The sequence below is a fragment of the Psychrobacter sp. ASPA161_9 genome (assembly GCF_051970275.1).
Classification (GTDB): domain Bacteria; phylum Pseudomonadota; class Gammaproteobacteria; order Pseudomonadales; family Moraxellaceae; genus Psychrobacter.
Window position 1 is genome coordinate 580945 of the sequence record NZ_JBEFNI010000001.1, and the last position, 19367, is coordinate 600311.

General features: G+C 41.7%; 10 protein-coding genes. 3 read left to right on the forward strand and 7 right to left on the reverse strand.

Going from position 1 to position 19367, the window contains the following annotated elements:
• Positions 1 to 15: 15 nt before the first annotated feature.
• The 5 genes from proB to ACTQ9S_RS02225 form a co-directional block, all read right to left on the reverse strand.
• On the reverse strand, positions 16 to 1188 hold the full coding sequence (proB, locus tag ACTQ9S_RS02205; RefSeq protein ID WP_440453539.1) for a glutamate 5-kinase: 1173 nt from the start codon (positions 1186 to 1188) through the stop codon (positions 16 to 18).
• A gap of 204 nt (positions 1189 to 1392) precedes the next feature.
• Positions 1393 to 2601 (reverse strand): Obg family GTPase CgtA, encoded by a 1209-nt coding sequence (cgtA, locus tag ACTQ9S_RS02210; protein ID WP_440453541.1) that lies wholly within the window; start codon positions 2599 to 2601, stop codon positions 1393 to 1395.
• Between the two features lie 415 nt (positions 2602 to 3016).
• Entirely contained in the window at positions 3017 to 4462 is a 1446-nt protein-coding gene (locus ACTQ9S_RS02215) for a glyceraldehyde-3-phosphate dehydrogenase (protein WP_440453543.1), read from the reverse strand.
• A 417-nt stretch (positions 4463 to 4879) separates the two neighbouring features.
• Positions 4880 to 6001 (reverse strand): lipocalin family protein, encoded by a 1122-nt coding sequence (locus ACTQ9S_RS02220; RefSeq protein ID WP_440453545.1) that lies wholly within the window; start codon positions 5999 to 6001, stop codon positions 4880 to 4882.
• Between the two features lie 365 nt (positions 6002 to 6366).
• The gene (locus ACTQ9S_RS02225; protein ID WP_440453547.1) at positions 6367 to 7437 is read right to left on the reverse strand and encodes an NUDIX domain-containing protein; all 1071 of its coding nucleotides are present in this window, start codon (positions 7435 to 7437) and stop codon (positions 6367 to 6369) included.
• Positions 7438 to 7746: 309 nt separating this feature from the next.
• On the opposite strand from ACTQ9S_RS02225, the gene hemP reads away from it, so the two are divergent.
• Positions 7747 to 7905, forward strand: a complete 159-nt coding sequence (gene hemP, locus ACTQ9S_RS02230; RefSeq protein ID WP_227672156.1) for a hemin uptake protein HemP — start codon at positions 7747 to 7749, stop codon at positions 7903 to 7905.
• 141 nt (positions 7906 to 8046) lie between these two features.
• On the opposite strand, the gene ACTQ9S_RS02235 is transcribed toward hemP, so the two are convergent.
• Positions 8047 to 13044 (reverse strand): translocation/assembly module TamB domain-containing protein, encoded by a 4998-nt coding sequence (locus tag ACTQ9S_RS02235; RefSeq protein ID WP_440453549.1) that lies wholly within the window; start codon positions 13042 to 13044, stop codon positions 8047 to 8049.
• Positions 13045 to 13166: 122 nt separating this feature from the next.
• Positions 13167 to 16598: an autotransporter assembly complex protein TamA gene (locus ACTQ9S_RS02240; RefSeq protein WP_440453551.1), complete on the reverse strand. Its 3432-nt coding sequence runs from the start codon at positions 16596 to 16598 to the stop codon at positions 13167 to 13169.
• A 347-nt stretch (positions 16599 to 16945) separates the two neighbouring features.
• Between ACTQ9S_RS02240 and ACTQ9S_RS02245 the strand changes: the two genes are divergently transcribed.
• Positions 16946 to 18289, forward strand: a complete 1344-nt coding sequence (locus ACTQ9S_RS02245; protein ID WP_440453553.1) for an MFS transporter — start codon at positions 16946 to 16948, stop codon at positions 18287 to 18289.
• Positions 18290 to 18428: 139 nt separating this feature from the next.
• Positions 18429 to 19067 (forward strand): 2-polyprenyl-3-methyl-6-methoxy-1,4-benzoquinone monooxygenase, encoded by a 639-nt coding sequence (gene coq7 / locus ACTQ9S_RS02250; protein ID WP_440453695.1) that lies wholly within the window; start codon positions 18429 to 18431, stop codon positions 19065 to 19067.
• Positions 19068 to 19367: the final 300 nt, after the last annotated feature.

The window sequence follows — 19367 nt, forward strand, 5'->3', positions numbered from 1 at the left end:
CTTTGATAGATAACATCACATGGATAGTGCTAAATTATCACGATGTACCATTACTACGCGCTCTTCCTTATTACCGAGAATTCTATCAAATTGCTCAGTACGCTCACGGGCGACACGGCGCGCATCATTAGATGAGAAGTTCATTTGCCCAACTGCTAAACGCTCGCCTGTATCTTGGTGAACGATTTCTACTACATCGCCTTCATCAAAATCACCACGCACTTCTACCACACCGACTGGCAATAAGCTTCTATTATGCTCTGTCAGCGCTTTGGCAGCACCAGCATCAACAATGAGAGTGCCTGACATGCGCAAATGCGCTGCTAACCACTGCTTACGCGCAATAATCTTATCAGCATCGTTAGTCGTTAATAGTGTACCGACTGCTTCACCAGATACCACGCGAGTAATGACATCATCAATCGCACCGCTCACGATAACGGTTGGGCAGCCGCCCATTGCCGCAAGACGACCAGCACGAATTTTAGTTAGCATTCCGCCACGTCCAAGCTTGCCACCATCTCCTGCAATGTCAAAGAGATAATCTGCCATTGCACGCTCTTGACGTATCATTTTAGCGTTAGGGTTATTGCGCGGATTATCAGTAAATACGCCTTCTTGATCCGTTAAGATAATATATAAGTCGGCATTGACCATAGCCGCTGACATCGCGCCTAAAGTATCATTATCACCAAACTTGATCTCATCAATAGTGATGGTGTCATTTTCATTAATTACTGGCAGCACACGCCATTCTAACAATTGGGTTAACGCGCCAGTCGTATTTAAATAACGGCTACGATTAGACAAGTCATCATGGGTTAACAATAGCTGAGAGCTTTGTATGCCATGTTGAATTAGTGCTGACCACCAAGTTTCAATCAAACCCATCTGACCAATAGAAGCGCAGGCCTGTAATGCCGCCAATTTTTTTGGGCGCTCCTCAAGGTTCATACGTACTACGCCTTCAGCAACTGCACCTGATGACACCAGTAGTACTTCCACTCCTTGTTTATGCAGATTAGCAATCTGTTTAGCCCACTCATAAATAGCAGTTCGATCAAGCCCTCGACCATTATTGGTTAACAATGATGAGCCAATCTTGACAATAACGCGCTGAATATCAAAGTTGCGGTTCTGTTTGATGAACCTTGCTTCTTCGGTCGTTTGTTCCATGTCATCTGCCATAAAAACTCCTGTATATTGTGGGGATTGATTTAAAAGATTAATAGGCAACCTGTTCTTTTGTAATATGAGGAACTGATTAAAGCTCACAAATAATAATAACAAATTTGTATAATGGTTAGCAGAGGATGCTAGTCGTCATTACGGCTAGCATTTCTTTGTTTCTAATATGCGGCTTGTTATGTCGCTACATTTTAGATGGGCGATTTAAGGGGTATAGATTACTTCGACACCGTCATCATCGTCAAAATCGTCATCTGCCAGATCAGTACCTTCGCGCTGAGCTTTACGAGCAGCACGATAAGCTTCACGTTGTGCATCAGTATTGCGACGCACTTCTGCCTCTAAACGCTCAAAGCGCGCTTTTTGTACTTCAGCAAAGGCAGGCTCTTCAATTTCTCGTTCACGTTCTAGCTCAATCTCGTTCATCAAATGATATTTGACTGGATCTACGCCATCACCAGTTAACGTTGAAGTGCGAAATACCACGCCTGTCCAGCCAAGCTCGGAGACGATACGGTCACACAGCTCATTCAACTCTTCTTCATCAACCACTTGATCAATTTTATTTAAAACTAAAATCTGTGGAAGATTGGCCAATTCAGGAGAAAAACGCTCAAGCTCGTTTAGAATGATACGAGCATTATTAATAGGGTCACTACCGTCAAGAGGTTGAATATCAACGATGTGCAGTAAACGACGGGTACGTGCCACATGTTTTAAGAAGCGAATGCCAAGACCTGCACCTTCTGATGCACCTTCGATAAGCCCTGGAATATCAGCCATCACGAACGAGCGATGTATACCAATATCAACCACACCTAGATTGGGTACTAAAGTCGTAAATGGATAATCAGCAACTTTAGGTGTAGCTGAAGATACTTGACGAATGAAAGTAGATTTACCGGCATTAGGTAGACCAATCAACCCAACATCAGCTACAACTTTCAGTTCAAGCTTTAATATTTTCAACTCGCCTTCAAAGCCTGAAGTTGCCTTACGCGGTGCTTGGTTAGTTGAGCTTTTAAAATGTGTGTTACCTAGGCCACCATCACCGCCTTTAGCGATTAATAACGTCTGACCTATTTCGGTCATATCGCCGATGACTTCATCAGTTTCGGTATCAATAACGGTAGTACCAATAGGAACTGACAAAAATACATCTTCAGAGCCTTTACCTGAGCAGTTTCTACTATGACCATTCTCACCGCGCATCGCATCGTAGCGACGAGTATAACGATAATCGACTAGAGTGTTGGTGTTGTCGTCAGCAATGACATATACATCACCGCCACTACCACCATCACCACCATCAGGACCACCACGCGGGACGTACTTTTCTCGGCGAAAACTGGCGATTCCGTTACCACCGTCACCTGCTTTTACCGTTACGACGGCTTCATCAATAAATCGCATGTTACGTTCCTTAATTTACTTTCTGGATTACAGTCATTGACTGATTTTATATTTGTGCTTACAAGGTGTCTGTATGCTTGTCTAGGTTGCTACTCATCTGTCTACTAGTCTGTTTATCGATTAGTTATCAAATTCATGCTTAATGACCTAAATTAACTTCAAGATACGCTTACCATAAAGCAAGTGTATTATGAATTCAAACTAGATACTGGTTAGCAAAGCTTTTATCGTCATATTATAAAGGTATTAGAAATTTTTTATAACTCTTAGAACCACTATGCTAGCTATTATAGCAACAACACCCGATAACCAAATGGAATATCGGGTGTTGTTTTACATTAAGGACATTCCAATTACGCAACAATGTACTTATAAAAAGCGGCTCAATAAAAGCTTAGCTTAATATTGACAAGTTTTACGCAGGAATTTGCGTATAGCTAATGCCGCCCATTTGAGTCGCTAAGCGTAATACTTGGGTGCTATAGCCGACTTCATTGTCATACCAGATGTACACAGTGGCATGGTTATCAGTAACGATAGTAGCTTGCGCATCTACAATTCCGACATGCTTAGTACCAACAAAATCAGTTGATACCGCTTCTGTCGAATCGGTATATGAAATCTGCGATTGCCAAGTGTTGCTGTTGGCCATCTTACGCAAGAACTCGTTTAGTGCATCCGCACTCTTTGGTGCTTGTTTTAAGTTTAGGTTCAAAATCGCCAAACTAACATTAGGCGTAGGTACACGGATAGCATTACCAGTCAGTTTACCACTAAGCTCTGGTAGCGCTTTGCCCACCGCTTTAGCAGCGCCAGTACTAGTAATAACCATATTTAGTACAGCGCTACGACCACGACGATCAGCTTTATGATAGTTATCAATTAAGTTCTGATCGTTGGTAAATGAGTGAATCGTTTCAACATGACCGTTCTCAATACCGTATTCATCGTTTAATACTTTTAACGTTGGGGTAATAGCATTAGTCGTACAGCTAGCGGCACTGACAATAGTGTCATCGCCAACAGTATCGTTATTAACACCATAAACAACGTTTTTAATCTCACCACCAGCAGGAGCAGTCAATAGCACCTTATTTACGCCTTGAGATTGCAGATGTTTACCTAGACCCGCTTCATCTTTCCATATACCTGTATTATCGATTACTAACGCATTGTCGATACCATAGGCAGTGTAATCAATCTCACTTGGATCATTAGCATAAATAACTTGGACAAAACGGCCGTTAATAACCATACCGTTGTTGTCATCATCAATACTGACGGCACCGGTAAAGCTACCATGGATTGAGTCACGCTCAAGTAGTGACGCACGCTTGGCAAGATCACCTGCAGCAGCTGGACGTACGACGATAGCTTTTAGTTGTAAGCCTCTTGCGCTTGATGCTTGCGATAACAACAGACGTGTCAACACACGACCGATACGACCAAAGCCATACAACACTACATCAGTAGTACCATTTTGTGCAGCTTTATCATCACCAATGGCTTGCAGAGCATCTTGCAAATCGGTGTCATTAGCAATCAGTTGACCGACATCCACACGTGCGGATTGAATGTCACCACTGGTTGCTAACGCTTTGACCATCTCTAAAGTATCAGCAATAGCGATAGGCTTGCCATTCTGCTCACGAATTGCAGCTTTTTGATGCAGTGCTAGCACTTGACCCACTGAAGTTGTGTCAAGAGTCTCACCGAACAAGGTAACTTGCACGTCTTGCTCGTTATATAGTTTATTTAACAATCCAATCAGCTCAATAGCTTGTTGTTCTTGATTGTTATAGCTGTTTAGACGGTCTTGATGCAATTGGCGTAAGGTATTAGCTTGGCTCACGAGGAACATCCTTATGGTCAGTAAAATATAGTTGGTGGGATATGAAAAATTATAGAAATACTAAAAAATATAAAGAACTGGGTTAATCGTTACTTAGATAAGATTGCTACTTATAACTACTTATTTATAACCGCTTTTTTATGTACGTTTGTAGCCTCTCTGGCAGTCTTTATCTTGGCTTTTAATTGGTGTGTATTTTAGCTCAAAATGCCTAATTTTGCCAGTGATAACGCTTATTGCTAACGTTTGACCTTGTTAATCTGTTGTTTTTGACAAAAATCACATTTGTAAGTATAAAAAAGACAGCCTATCCAGCTGTCTCTTCGATTATTTGTTAATCCAAACTCGCAACCAATACCAAACTCTTCGTTGGTAAGCTACTAGCTATTATGGCTTGATACGAGGTTAAATTATTAAAAGTTAAAGTTAAGGTACTAACTTAACCGTTTGATTACGATGATCAGTCAGTTTAAATTCTTTTAAGTTATATCCTTGCTGCTGAGCAATCTTGCGATAGTTCGAATAAGTCTCTTGCGAAACATTTGGTGAACGTGCCAGCAACCATAAATACTTTTTGTCTGGGGTACCGACTAGTGCTGTTTTATAACTCGGGTCATGTGCTAGCACCCAATAATCTGCACGGCCTACAGGTAACCAACGAATCCATGAAGGTAAAAAAGTAACTTTAAGCTTACTGCCTGTACTGTCCGCAGGCTTTGCCAATCCTTCAGCAGTAATAGATTTGCCATCTTCAGCAGAACATTGATTAAGTACAGTAATACCAGAGCCTTCAGTTTTTGGCGTATAAGTAGCAGTCACATCACTGGCACACTTTCGTTGGAAGTACATCGGCAAGCGTCCAATTTCATACCATGTTCCGCTATATTTTGCTAAGTCTAGACTATCTACAGTAGTTGGTTCAGTAGCTGAATTATGAACGATAGAAGATGACTTGATATCTATGAGCGCCGCTGTCGTTTTTTCAGTATTTACTGTATCTGTACCTGCCGCTTGAATAGTTGTCGCTGGTGGCGTGGCAGCGTAAGCAGAAAATGCTGCCAATGGAACAATAATTGCCAGCGCAATTCCAGTATGTTTGATAAGACCATTCATAAATACGCGCTCCGGAACTTCGCTACATTGAGCAGCTGCGGCTAGTAATGTATCATTTTTAGAAAGTTTTTTATTTTCGCTACTATCTATAGAGGCATGGAGCGATGCTGCCCTAGGTTCGTTCGAGCCATATACTTTGGTTGATGCTAAGCCTTTACTTTTCTTATAACGGCTTTTTTTTATCGATGTAATGTCAGCAATATGATCTAAACACTCGTCGGCAGAGTCGTCGTCTATCGATATCTCTTCGCTTAAGAACATGTGCACAGCCTTATCATTGTAGTTAGCATCATTACTGGCGCAACTGGTATTACCGACTACTTTTGTTTTGTCGCCCGTCAAATAATTATAACTTGATTGGTGAGTCCGTCCAGACTGAGAACCAGCTGCCTGCAAGTCAGAGCATTCTGGCGTAGGTAACTCATTGGTTTTCATAAAAATACCATCGAGGTTTATAGGTTAGAATCTTGTTTATCAAAAAATTTTATCTATAAAATAATATAGAATATTAGAAATATAGAGTTCTTTAATATCTAGTTAAAATAGAATGAGTATTGTGTGTCTAATACTGTTACTTTTTACTTAGCGCCCTATACTTTCATATGCAATATTAACGACATGATTGATCTTAAAACAGTGTGGCAATGTAGGAAAACGCAACGGTTTGTAAGTAATATTATTCTAATCTGAAAAACCGAACACATAGTAACTCGTATGTAAAAGCATTATCGAGATTTGCAATCAATAGCTCATCAAATAATAGCCAGTCTTTTCATTACTTTGAAGCTTTTATCATAATATTACAAAAACTGTCGAATACCAGCTATGCTGGTCGCTCCATAGTGCGTTGCTTGTTCCAATAGAGTTGGTGACAATCCACCTAGGCCAATGACAGGCATATCCGCAAGCACTGCCAATGCTGACCATTCCTCCCAACCCAGTGGCGTAGCATTAGAATGCGTTTGAGTTGCTAGTACTGGCGATAAAAAAATACCGATTACTGGAGGCAGCTGTTGCTCTAAACGTGCAGAGGCAAGCTTATTGGCTGCATAGATACTGTCTGCATCATGACAACTTATTATCAGTGAATGACTAGGAGGTAATAACTGACCAGATACAGAGTTATTTTCAACTGCATTGAACCATTGTATCAATGCAGTATGCGTCAAATGGTAAGCTATTATTTGATGACTAGTTGTCAAGTAATGACAATCATCATTATGAGGCATAATTGAGAAGATATCTGGACGTGAACGCATCAGTTGCTCTGCCATATTCTCTGAGCTTGCATACTTGACCCGTATATATACCCAAGCTTCTTCAGCTAAGTGTTTTTGATGAAACTGTAACCATGCTGCCGCTGGGTCAGGGTTTATACTAAAGTGTGCCAGTGGATAAGTAATCACTATCTTTGAAGGCAGATGTAGCCATTCAAGAATCGTTTTATTAGCAGCTGGCAAGTTATAGCTCCCTGCCAATAGCTCAGACTTATTTACCCATGTCAAAGCCTGCCCTTCTAAGCCGTAGCTAAAAGGTTTGTATTTTTCGTACTGCTGTGTTGTCAGCTCGATATTATAAACCTGTAAGCTTACCTGCTTATCACCATAATCATGATGTAAGCGCCCAAGCTTAACGATTGTGTTGTCAGAAATTTCAATACCCGTCTCTTCAGCGACTTCACGTATTAATGCCTGTTGCGCTGTTTCATTGGTATCTATCTTGCCGCCAACAAACTCATAGCGATTGCCTTGATGCTGCAACGCATCTCTAAACCCAAGCAAATATTTGTCTTTATAATGAATGACGGCGATAGCGACATTTACGATGGTTACTGGAATATTTTTTGATTGCTTATCTGACTGGTTTGGCATGGTAATGTCCTTTATTACTGTTCTTATATTGGTTTTTTTATCACCGCTCTGTTTCATTATTTTACAAAGATTAGGGTGTAAGGCTGACGTTAATTTAAGAAGCTGTTTAATCTACTCGAAATCTTACTCAAAACTTCCTTGATAACCACTTTATGACGACTACTGCAGATAAGTTTACATAATGACTGCATTTTATTTTATTAATTACCTTGCAAAAAACCCCAATGTAAATGATAATTATTATCGTTAATTAATATTGCATCGTCATTACTTAAACAGCTATTTCATCAAAAGGAATTTACTATGAGCATGGTCATCTCTCGTTACTTGAACTGCCGTGAAAATCGACTACCTACTCTTCAGTCGCAGCATTTATTTGCACTCACTAAAGAGGTGCGTATTGAGCATGAAGGTGAGGAATACCGCCTGCGTTTGACTCGTAATAATCGTTTAATCCTGACTAAATAATGTGAAAGCTATTACAAAAAAACGCCTTTATCGAAAGGCGTTTTTTATTGGAAAATAATGGGTACTGATTATTTATAGCAGCTTCTTATTATAGTCTTCAACTGCGCTCACTTTTTAAGAAAGCATGTAGAGCGTTACCGTTTAGAACTGCCAACTATAGACCACATCCACTGCATTTTCAGCCGCAGAAGTTGCTTCAACATAGATACGGCGCGTTAATTGATAACGAATAGACAAGCTATTTTGAGCATTAAAGACACCTACTCCATAGCGAATATATAAATCAGGGGTTACGTAACCTGTGACATTAACATTCGTATCTTCACTACTGCCTGAAGCATCAACAGTTAGGCTTTGCAGACCAAAAGCCTGACCTATTTGATTAGTTAAACTACGTGTACCGCTAAGGCCGAAGCTTAATCCAGCAGCGGCTAGGTTGTTGGTTACCTGAGACTTAAAGCCTTGCTCACTGATTTGGGTCGCACCTGTATTATTGATACGGCCAGTTACTAATGCATTCATCGCTTGCTGCTGGGTAAGTCCTGCATTGTTAAAGACGATGATATTCGGACTTTCAGTATTACCTTTAACCCGCAAACCAACCGTTTTGCCATCAATAACTTTGACTGCTTCGATACTAAGGTTTGGCTTCATAACATCGCCATTGAAGCGTACTTGCCCGTAATTGAGTTCTAAGCTCTGACCAAAGGCATTGATATTAGTACGACGGGATACTTGGACAACCCCTTTGGCTCGCATAATGCCAGTACCGTTTTGATTAATATTGAGAGCACCTGCCAAAGGAATAACAGCACCAAAACCACGGAAATTAATGTCATCACCCAAATCGATACCTATATCAGCATTGATAGACCATGGTTTCGAGACTGCCAAAACGTCCTCAATGTTGCCAATTAAACGTCTATCAATCACAACAGCGTCTTCGGTCTGGGTAATAATATCTTCGCTAGCTTCGGGAGGACGAATAGTCGCTGATGGTACACTGACCGCCCCTTCGATATTAACGTAACGATCACCTGGGCGTACGATTATATCAATATCAGGGTTAACCTCAGCCAACAACAATGGTGGTTGCGTCAATACCAATCTTTCGCCAACAACACTGAGCTTAGCTTGCAGCTTTTGTTGCCAATTAACTGTTCCGATCAACGTACCCGTACCTGTACCACTGTTAAACTTTCCATCAATCGTCGCTTGGGTGCCGCGAATTTTAGCAGCTACATTGACGTTAGATAGATTAACTGGTAAATCAAGCATGGCAACACGGCCATTAGCAAGTTTTACATCTCCATAAAACTGTGGCTTATCTAGGGTGCCGCCAACGCCCCCTGCCATAGTAATATTACCTTCAAGTACGCGCATACCTGGGAAGAAAGGCTTGAATACAGCGAGATTAAGCTCGTTGAGTACTAGCGCCCCTGATATTGGTTTGGGTGTTTTGTACGGATCTACGATTACTTCGGCATAGCCGCGAGCACCGTTTCCAGTATTGATATCTGTACGCAGTTTTAGTCCTTCAGGTACCGACAATGCGATGAGAGATACGCGCTCATAAGGTAGGGTTATAGGGGCAGCATCACCATCTTGAATCAGACCTATTTTGCCATTGTCAGAATACAAAGTCATATTGATAGTAGGTGGCTTACCACGTTGCCATCCCACAATAGCTTTACCATTAATCTGACCATGCCAATCGATATCTTTAGGTAAGAATACTGAAAACAGCGATGCATCGAGCTTTTGTAACGCAAGATTGACTTGTCCACCAGCGGCTGAAGCAATGAGATTCTCACGTAAACATAGCTTGCCAGTCTGATCTTTTGCTTGCCAACAATGTGCCGCTAATTGAACTTTTAGATCACTAGTACCGCCGTTTTTTTCTGGTTTTGGCAAGTCAACGATTACCTGTGCAGGCTGCAACTGATTCAAAGTAGCATACTGTGACTTGATGCGACCTTTACCTATCACACCTGACCAACTTAACTGGTCACGGTTGAAGCCACCTTTTAACCGTGCTGAGATATCTAATTTCTCATTAGCCACCTCAAGATTAACGACATGTGCCTGCTCGGTACCATTAAAAGATGCATTAACATTTTTGAAGCTTTGTCCAGCTGCATCTAAACCTTCGGCACTAATAATGAACTGGCTAGGACTGTTTGCTAGATTCACTAACTTACCACGTATGCGGCCTTGACGTAATATAAAACCAGGTAACGCGATACGCTCACCTACTAGATCTATATAAATAGTCGGTAACGCTTGTCCTGCTGGCTGGGACAAGGTCGCACCGCCAGTTACTTTACCCGCAAGCTTTTCTGAAAGCTGATCGAGACTAGTAATATTAATCTTTGCTTGTAGCTGCTTGGCGTTGCCATTGGCAGTCAAATAATTATCACCCCAACGTAGCACAAGATTATTAGCATTGAGACTATCGATGAGCGCGTTTACCTGCTGATATTGAGCTTTAGCATCTTGATCTTTTAGACGCTGGAAATAACTGCTTAAATCTTCTGGCAAGTTTAACTTGGCTGCTAAACTACCCTTAGCACTCAAAGGTTGACCTTTTAAAGTACCATTTAGGTTGATTTGTTGTAGATTGATAATTTGCTGCGCTTTACTCCAACTTCCATCCGTTTTTATGCTGCCAGTAATGGTACTTGGCGTGTCTTTTAGGAAGTAACCTAGGTTAAAGCGATCCATCACTGCGCTGATATCCCACGCAATACCTTTACTCACGTCTATTGACCCTTGAGCATCGATACTACCCGCGGCACCCACATGACGGAAACGCTTAATACGAATGAGTTGTGAGTCTCCACTAGCATCAATAGTCAGTTTGCCAGCAGGGAGCTGCTTGGCATCCAGTACGCCATCGAAATTTATAGCAAAGCGTCGTAACTTACTCTTTGCATCAGGGCGGTTTTTGGGCGCAGGTTGCCATTGTCCACTCGTGTTCAAATCACCAGTGAGAATGGCTGGATTGTTCGGTAAAAAATAACCTAAATCGAAATTGTTAAAACGCCCATTCACTGTCCAGCCAATATCTTGGCGCAAATCAATCACACCTTTCACATTAACAGCACCTGCTTCACCAGCATAATCTAGCTTACGCACGTTGATTAACTTTGGCGTGCCAGCAGCATCAATGGATAGTCGACCATTGGGAACATCAGCAGTATCAAGTTGACCATTAAAACGTACATCAAATACTGATAGCTTGCCACCGACAACATCAATGCTCGCATCGCCATTACCTGCTATACCAATGTCGCGACCATTTTGGGTAGCATCAAGCTGAGCCTGCAAGTCAGTCTTATTCAAATTAATAATGTGTCGCTGACCTTTGACACCGTTTTTAGTAATATTGAGCAAACGACCACGAGCACTGAGACTTCCTGTCAGGCGCTCAAGTGGCAAATCGTCACGGTATTGTTTGGGTAGCAAACCATTGGTACGTGCATCAATCTGCCATGTCAACGGTCGCTGCTTAGTCGCTAGCTGAATCTGCCCATTACCTGATAAATCACCGACTATACCTTTATAATTAAGACCGTTGATATCGATGACATTACCAACTTTACGAACTTTTACATCGTAGTTACCTTTAGGCGCTGCATTTAGCTCATTGATAAGAGCCTTGGCATCGATCGATAAGCTTGAGCCACGCACGATGACATCAGCCTGTCCATTTGGACTGTCAATATTGCCAATGTTAGGTACATTGCGACGAGTGAGATTTTGCCATTTAGCATCAATGTACCAAGGTGCCACTTGCTTAGATTTTAATGACGTTTTGCCACGGACAATATTGGCATTGACGTGTTCGCCATCACGCTGACGCAAGTCAGCATCAATCTGCGTATTCCCAGCGCTATTTTGTTGTTGATAATGCATTGATAGCCGGCCGTTGAGCTTTTGCGGCGCATACGCTTTAAAATCAGTATATTCATCAGGAATAGCACGACGCACATCAAAGTTACTACCTGTCGCTCGTATTTTTGCATCAAAGCTGTCTTGCCAGTCTAAAATGCCCTGCAATACTAAACGTCCAGCTGGTACATCAGCATCTAAGCGATCAATACGCAGTTGACTATTGGCAATGATTGCGCGTCCTTGATAATGTCCTGAAGGGATGTCTTTAGCAGTCAATTCTGTATTAATACGTAGACGTATCTCAGAAATAACCCCATCTGCGATAGCGGTGCCACTTTTTAAATGAATATTTTGTGCATCTACATAAGGAATAACAACATCATCCCATTGCAATTTAGCTTGGAATGGTGCGTCGTTATCAAGCCCCTGCACCACAAACTCACCTCGGACATCGCCCTCGTTGTAACGACTACGCACCTTACCTACTGTGCGCTTTAAAGTTCCTGTCGCTGTCACGTTTAGTGGATCAATATAGGCCTTTTCTAACGCACTGACTTCAGCGATAGCACTGAGATCTAACGGATAGTCGCCTTGTAAATCTATACTGCCTTGCAATGCACTGATTTTGACAATATCTGCATAACGTAAATCACCACGACCAACCGTCACTTTACTACCTACCCACGTTAAATCACGGGCATTAATATCGTGCACCACGATAGGATCTTTGGTTACTTGCTTGTAAACGATATTCTTTATTTTTGCTTGATCAAAACGCAAATTAACCGGAAGTTTAAGCGTTTTATAATCAAATGCTTCACCAGTTGGAGGTTTATTATTAATAATTTCTATACGCTGAATATCAGCATCACTAAGATGCACTTCTTTAGCAAAGACAGCACGCCAGCCTATTTTTACATAAGCTTTGTCCACCAATATTTCAAGATCCTCAGTCGCTTGGATATCTATATCCGTAACCCAAATGCCGTCACGTAAATTTCCCTTACCGTATTTAAGCTCAATCCCCGTCTCAGCACTTATCTTTTCTAAGATAAACTTCGTACCTGACTCTGTTCCTGTCATGTAAAAGAAGATCGCAAACATAATCAGCAGAACGATAAGTATCAGTACCAGTAGCTTAAGTACAAAGGACAGTGGATACCAGCGTCTTACCGCGCGGGCATCTCTTTGGGCAGGATCTTCATCCGGTGAACGGTCAGGCGGGGTCTTTTTGGTCAACATGACACTCAACTACGTTAAAAGATTATTACCAGCAATTGGTAGAATTAATAAAAGCGACTCATTGGGCTTTTCTAGTTTGATCGACTTAACCTATACGTTGACGATTGAGTCTATCATTTTAACTATAAAGGCGAGCCAATAAAGAAGTGTAGTCTAATTGGAACACTCTCTTCTGTCACGCCAGCAGCGACATCTACACGTACGATTCCCACAGGCGATGCCCAGCGAATACCGACACCGACACCGACTTTGGTTTCAGTTTCAAAGTCATTATCATAAGCATTACCTACATCGGTAAATACTGCACCACGAAAGCCAGGAATAAATTCATAATTATACTCGGCACTACCAACTGCTAGTACTTGCCCGCCCGTTAGATAGCCATTTTCTAGTGGCGATAAGCTTTCATAATCATAACCGCGAATGCTTTGATCGCCACCAGCAAAAAAGCGCAACTTATAAGGTACTTCATAAAAATCATCTGCCCAAATATACCCTGTATTTAAACTACCGAGCACTTGATGCTTATTAGAATCTCCGAAGCTATAGATACCACTAACACCAGCGCGAACTATAGCCAAATCAGTATCACTAAGCGCCTTATCTGCTCCTGCTTCAATAGCATAGTATTGACGTATACCGCGAGTCGGATTAGTAGCACTATCGACATCCGTTTTATTTATACCATAGCCAAACAGTAGTGCCTTTTGCGTAGGCCTAGAAGAGGTAAAACGTATAGGCAGATCATCCAACTCAGCATCATCAACGCCAGTTTCCAGCTCGTCTAAGCGATAGCGCACAGAATAACTACGATTCCAACCATTCTCTCGACGAATATTACGGGCTAACGCTGCTTTTAGCGTTTTGGTGGATAAATCAAAGTTACCTTCGCCTTGATCGATCACTTCTTCTTCATAAGTAAGACGTCCCTCTAGCTTATCATTGAGCGGATGTTTCCATGGTCGACTGGCATAGACGGCAACATTTTTATTGATTCGTGAGATCTCAGTTTCTGCTCCTGCTTGATAACCTTTACGATTAATCAAGTTGTAGTCTATCTTAGCAGTTGCTCTCACACCTGTGTCTGTGCCATAACCAATACCCACTTGCGCATCACGTGGCTTATCAGCATAGACAAAGACATACAGTGGTACTTTTTTGCTTTCTTGAACTTGCTGGGGTGTTTTACGTCCTGCAAGTGTAGGCGGTACAAAGTTTTCATCAGCCAGTATGCTTTCTTCATCAGGGAAGATCTTTTTGGCAACTTTACTAATGGAGTCACTGATTTTTCCTAGAATACTATCTGCTTCTTGCGTCTTTTCATCGAGCAGCCGATCATCTGGCAAGCCACTTAACCGATCTGCTTTACGCTTGATAGCTAGCAGCTTGTCTTGCGTTTCTTGATCGACTTCAAACTCAATAGGAGCAACATCCATTGCATCTACAGTAGCGCCACTATTGGCTTCAATGTTATCACCATTGTTCTCGACATCATCGCTGCTATCAACATTATCGTCAGCACTTTGAGCATTGACGGTATTCATCGCCGACTCGCCACTATTGCCGTTATCAGAAGAGTTAACATTAGCCGTACTGTCGACATCATCATCTATGATGCCATCATTATCAGCATCTATCGGAGTATTATCAAAAGCTAAGGTGCTGCTTTCGCTGAGCTCATCCGGTGGCAATATCGTCTCAACGTTGACGGTATTAAAATAACGGGTCGCTGATAAGTCATTACCAAGTTTGGTAATGGCCGGACGATAGAACGGATCGCCTGCTTCAAAGTCAAACATCTGTTTCAATAATGAAGTCTCAACCGGAAGTTTTTCAGGATCTCGTGTAAGAGTACCTGTCGCCTCATCGTAGGTAAAAAACACCACTTCATCAAAATCATAACGATTACCAGTATTGTAAACCAGTGAAACATCAGCTGTGTTGTCCGGCAAAATGATATCGACTGATTTGTTTAACCAGTATTGATCAAAATAACCATAGGTATTACTTAAGGCTTCAAGTGCGGCTTTGCTGTTTTTGTAAACACGATGATTAAAGATATCTCCTTCTTGTGGCGGCATATCTTTTTCGAGCGCTTGAAATTCAGGTTGTTCGATACCTTCACCGCGAATATCTACAATACGACTATCAACGCGCACAGGTTCACCAAGTTCTTCGATAATGACGTCAATAGTATCAATAGTTGGTTGGCGCAGGCGTAGGGTAACATCGTAATAACCAACTGCACGCGCGGCATCTAATGCAGTTTGGCGTAGACGTGGTAAGGCGGCGGTAAAATCAGCAACAGATTGCACGTTCGTATCATCAAGTGCCGCTTTGATGTTATTGATTGGCTGACTGTCGTCGTCAGCCTTGATCAATTTTGGCTGAGCATTATCATTAGTGGCAGCTTGCTGTAAGTAAATAGTCGTTTCTACGTTTGGCAACGCCATTACCCCACCGTTAAACAAACGGTTGTATAGGCGCTTGACAATATTACCGTTTTTGCGCGAAGGTTTAGAGGCTTGCACGATACTGTCAGTGACTGCCTGCGTCTCAGAGACAGCTTGGTATTCAGGTAAATAGTCATCAGGATTTAAGGCCTTTGGTTGCGCACCTTCTTGCTGCCCTACCGTTTCACCTTGGATAGGTAATTTGCCTGTACTTGCCTCAGCCTTGATATCAGCGATAGTGTCCTCAGCGCCAGTCACCGGATCACTATCTTGCTGTGCGAGAGTTTGAGCAGGGCTCTGTTGGCTATCATTGACATTACCACTGCTAACAGAATCACTCACATCAAGCGGACGTGACAGGATTTCAGACGTCTCAGCACGCTCTGTAGCATTTTGCACACGTCCAAGGGTATCAAGATTGGTCGGCGCTGGTAAACTTGCCGCATCTAGGCTTGGATCTAAACCAATAGGAATCTCTTGGCTATCTAAAGTCGCGACAGGATTATCAAAACCATCATTAGCATTGTTGCTTGAAGAATTGTTACCTTCAGAATCGTTTTGATTATTCTCTGCATCTACCGCAGCAAGTTCACGCTCAATCTGTTCAGGCGTCATCATCTGATAGCCTTGCTGCTGCACTGTGGCTGCCTGCTCTAACAGATTATCATCGGGTATATTGGCTTGCAGTATATCCACATCATTTAAGCTATCTGAGCTTTTTGAGACGTTAGGGTTACGCTTGATGGGTTTGGTTGATAAAGACTTTTGCGACTTCCCACCTAAACTTTGCTCACTATAATCATCTAATACCGATTGATCAATAACACCTTGCTCTACTGCTTTTTTTAGGCGTAGCGCATCTAAAGCGGCATCAAGCTCGGTCTCTTGATCAGACATTAGAGCATTGTATTTGGACAAGCTTGAAAGCTGAGCTGAGCCATCAGTGTTTGTCTTAACATCATCAGCACCAATGGCAGGAGATGCTGCGCCAAAACCGACTAACGCACTCGTCAGCGCAGTAAAAAGCGTTGAGCGAGTAAAAGAGGTACGCGGCAAGTTTGACAAGTTGCCTGATTGCGTTGAGGGCTGCTGTCTTATCATACTTATTTCCTATCACCTCACGCGGCATGCTTATACTGACGATGGATACCGCCTATACTTACCGGTGAATATACTTATCACATTTAAAATTAATAGTGCTTATAATCAACGTCGATAAAAGCATGTCAAACTTACAAATCATAGCTTAGTTAATTATCAAATCATAGCATCTAGCACATGTATTTATAGCAAAGCCTTGCTATTATACGGTCTAAAAATAATAAAACCTATCTTATATTTCGATAAGTTTTTGATAATATTAATAATTATATAACATAGAAGCACCTTGTGTTGCCTATGTTTAGCCCACTTTATGCATGAGACGCTGGCCGCTTGTAGGAGTCCACATGGCAAATCAGTTTCAGTTATTTAAGCGTCGTCGCTTTAACGCTATGTTTTTTACCCAGTTTTTGGGTGCATTTAATGACAATATTTTTAAGCAAGCGTTAATCTTAGTTTTGACTTATACCGCTGCCAGTCAAATCGGCGTAGAAGTGAGTATTTTAAATAATTTGGCAGCGATGCTATTTATTTTGCCCTATTTTTTGTTTTCCGCATTGGCTGGCCAAATCGCCGATAAATTTGAAAAATCCAAACTAACTCGCTTTGTGAAGCTACTTGAGCTGGTTATTATGACGGTCGCTGCCATAGGATTTGTATTTGAGTGGTATGCGCTATTATTCGTGGCGCTGTTTTTGATGGGTACGCATTCTACCTTTTTTGGTCCGATTAAATATGCTTATCTACCCCAGGCAATGCAAAAAGACGAGCTAGTCGGTGCCAATGGTTTGTTTCAGATGGGTACTTCCCTTGCTATTTTGCTTGGTATGATTATCGCTGGCGTATTGACGCAATTGCCGCAGTCGCTTTATTGGATTAGTGTAACGGTTGTGTTGGTAGCAATACTAGGCTATGTAGCAGCGCGCTTTATCCCCATCATGCCAGCAATGCAGCCTAACCTAACTATTAATTGGAATATTTTTACCACCAGTATGGCCACAGTGCGCTATTTATATTCTTTGCCGTTTTTGTTCTTTGTAATTTTGGGCAATAGTTGGTTCTGGTTTTATGGTGCAACATTCTTGACCCAAACGCCTGAATTTAGCAAAGTCATCTTACATGGTGATGAGTCCGTTGTTATTTTCCTATTAACCCTATTTTCCGTTGGGGTTTCTATCGGTTCATTACTATGCAAAAGCTTAACCAAGAACCAAGTTAGCTTGCGTTTATTACCTTTTGGTATTGCAGGCTTAAGTATCTTTGCTATTGACCTTTATTTCTCCTTATCAGGTCTAAACATTAACGTTAATTCTGAAGCATTATTAGGTATTAGCGATTTATTTGGTATAAATGGCAGCTGGCGCGTGTTTGCTGATTTATTCTTTTTAGGCTTCAGTGGTGGCCTGTATATCGTGCCTTTATATGCATCTATGCAAGCTTATGCACCCAAAAGCCATCGTGCGCGTATTGTTGGTGCCAATAATATTTTTAATGCTATTTTTATGGTCACCTCTGCCATATTTGCTATCGTAGTATTAAATACGTTAAATATGTCGCTGCCACAGTTGTTTTTGGTCACTGGCATACTTAACGTTGTCTTTGGTGTGTTTCTATATACCAAGCTCAACAAACATCTCAGGCAGGCCGTCATGCAAACTGACGATGATGACTCATTCAGCAGGCAAGACTAATGCAGTGTATATAATATCGCTCTAACAGAATTTTCATGCCGATAATCAATATTGTTTGCTATAGTAATGAATCATTATTTTTGCAAAATTAAATTAAGACACTAACGAAACAAAGCTACATCAGGAGCTAATCATGGCACTGCGTTCCTTATCTAAGATAGACAATCTGTTACTTGGCGTCGACAAGGCGCTACGGGCAGTCGTTCCACATTCCAATCCTAGTACTCGCCCGCTACCTGTCAGCGATGATACTATTCCTGAACTGAGTATCACTGAAGCACGGCACGTGGCTGGGCTCATGCGTATTAATCATACTGGTGAAGTCTGCGCGCAAGGGCTATACCATGGGCAAGCTTTTAGTGCAAAAGATGATGGCGTGAAGCAAGCCATGCAGCAGTCAGCTGAGGAAGAAGTAGATCATCTGGTGTGGTGTGAGACTCGTCTGCAAGAGCTGGGTAGTCATCCTAGTGTCTTTACACCATTATGGTATGGCATGTCGTTTGGTCTTGGCGCGGTTGCTGGTGCTATCTCGAATGAGTTTAGCTTAGGCTTCGTCGCTGAAACTGAAGCTCAAGTTAGTGAGCATTTGCAAGATCATATAGGACAGCTACCCATCCAAGATAAGCGCTCGCGTGAGATACTGGCACAGATGGATATTGAAGAGCTACATCATCGGGAGCTGGCAATCAATGGCGGCGGTACAGCATTATCGCCCCCTATTCGCCATACCATGCGCTGGATGGCCAATCGTATGAAAGCCACTGCTTATCATTTATAAAGGTGTAAAGTTAAAAAATATATTTTACAATCAAAATAGCCCGCTAAAAATTCAAAATCTCATAAAATCTTTTAGTCGATAAAGTACTTCAAAATTCTGATAACTGAAGCTAATCTGTAGGATTTTTAACAATCCTACTATTGAGAGGCTTGATGCTAGTTTGATAGGGTATAAAAAATTTGTACAGTTTTTCATCAGTTTTTATAGCACTGAGCATATTTTATTAGCCAAACGTTTTAACTGCATGCAGTATTGCAGATGTTAATGGAACATCATTGATTAAAAATAACTTATTAACAA